At 31.7% G+C, this 1,387-nt stretch carries 1 protein-coding gene; it reads right to left on the reverse strand.

Translation table 11 applies throughout. The annotated features are described in order from the left end of the window. Window positions 1-190 precede the first annotated feature (190 nt). A complete protein-coding gene (locus L2567_RS20890; RefSeq protein WP_235299811.1) occupies window positions 191-922 on the reverse strand; it encodes a DUF6090 family protein in 732 nt (243 codons plus the stop codon). Window positions 923-1,387: the final 465 nt, after the last annotated feature.

Below are 1,387 nucleotides of genomic sequence, written 5' to 3' on the forward strand. Positions count from 1 at the left end.
CGATTACTTTTTGATTTAAGCTTAATGTCAATTTCTTATCCATTGATTTCTATTTACGTGTAAATGTACATATTTAACACGTATAAATCAAGATTGAAGCTGTAAATCTTTTTCTGAGAGATAACGGTAAGTACATGCGCTGTGACGTAGCGATAGCAGGCATAGCGTTATGTACATTGTTGTGCTTTCGTTATTTTTTAAGCTCGTTTCTAATCAATTTTAAAAGCTCATTTATCTCTTTGCTAATTTCTATCAGTAAATCTCTATTTGAAGTTAAAATACCATAAACGTTTCTACATTCAGAAGCTAATTCTTCGTAATTTTCTTTGAATAATAATGAGTCAGGATTTTCACTAACATTTCTTACGTAGCCCATTTTTTTAAAAATGACAGGAAATAGTTGGTAATGATATTTATTCTCAATCGTGGCATCCATATTTGCGTATCTTTCATATTGATGGTCATAAAGATTAATTAATGAGGCCTTAATTTTTTTTGATTTTAATAGGTCCATTCCGTTATTCGAAACAATTGAGTTATAAATTCCAGTCTTTGGGAAGAAACCAAATACTCCTATTTCTATATCTAAAATCAATTGATTCAGATTATTGTTTTCAAATTCAAATGACTCTTGACTTGCTTGTTTTAAGATGAATTCCTTTTGTACTTTTAAACTCTTACTTTGCAATTTAATTATTCGCTGAACTTCAGTTGAATCTTGAACCAGTGAGTTTTGTAAATTAAAATAGATTTCGTTAGCTACACTTTTCGATTTCCTATTTTCATTCCAGTTATTAATCCCAAGCGCAATCAAAATTCCAACAACCACAAGTATAATCTCTCCGATTGCGTATTTAAGATATTTGCCAGTTTTACCTTCTGAAAGTAAATTTTGCCGAATTTTTCTAAAGAATTTTATCATTGGTTAATGGTTGGTCATAATGAAGCACAACGGTGATGACAAGCGAAGTTTCGCTCCTCATTAAATATCGTTTTCCAAAAATATGAATTTTTAGTTCTGCACATCACATTTCATACTATTCGAGGCGAAATTGCGTCTTGTCTAGTGTTAGGTGGAGTACAATTTAAGCGTTGGCCTCCATCTGAAAGTCTTGTCAGATTATAGATAATGCCGTTGGAATACTCGATTTTAACTTTTAAAGCTAGCGGACTCAGACTGACAAGAATTGTAAGTTGACAATCAGAAATTAATTGACATGTTCGGAATTCCAATCTTAATATTACTTGTAGAGAAAATTCAGACAGTCAGACCTGAAAATCGAAGCAAACTGCATGAATTTAAGATTCGATTATCGTGAGAACAAAGTGATCATAATTTGTAAAAATCCACTTGTAAGAAATACGCTATCAATGTGCAGTGCGCTGG

Origin of the sequence: Portibacter marinus (genome assembly GCF_021533195.1) — a bacterium.
GTDB classification, from domain to species: domain Bacteria; phylum Bacteroidota; class Bacteroidia; order Chitinophagales; family Saprospiraceae; genus Portibacter; species Portibacter marinus.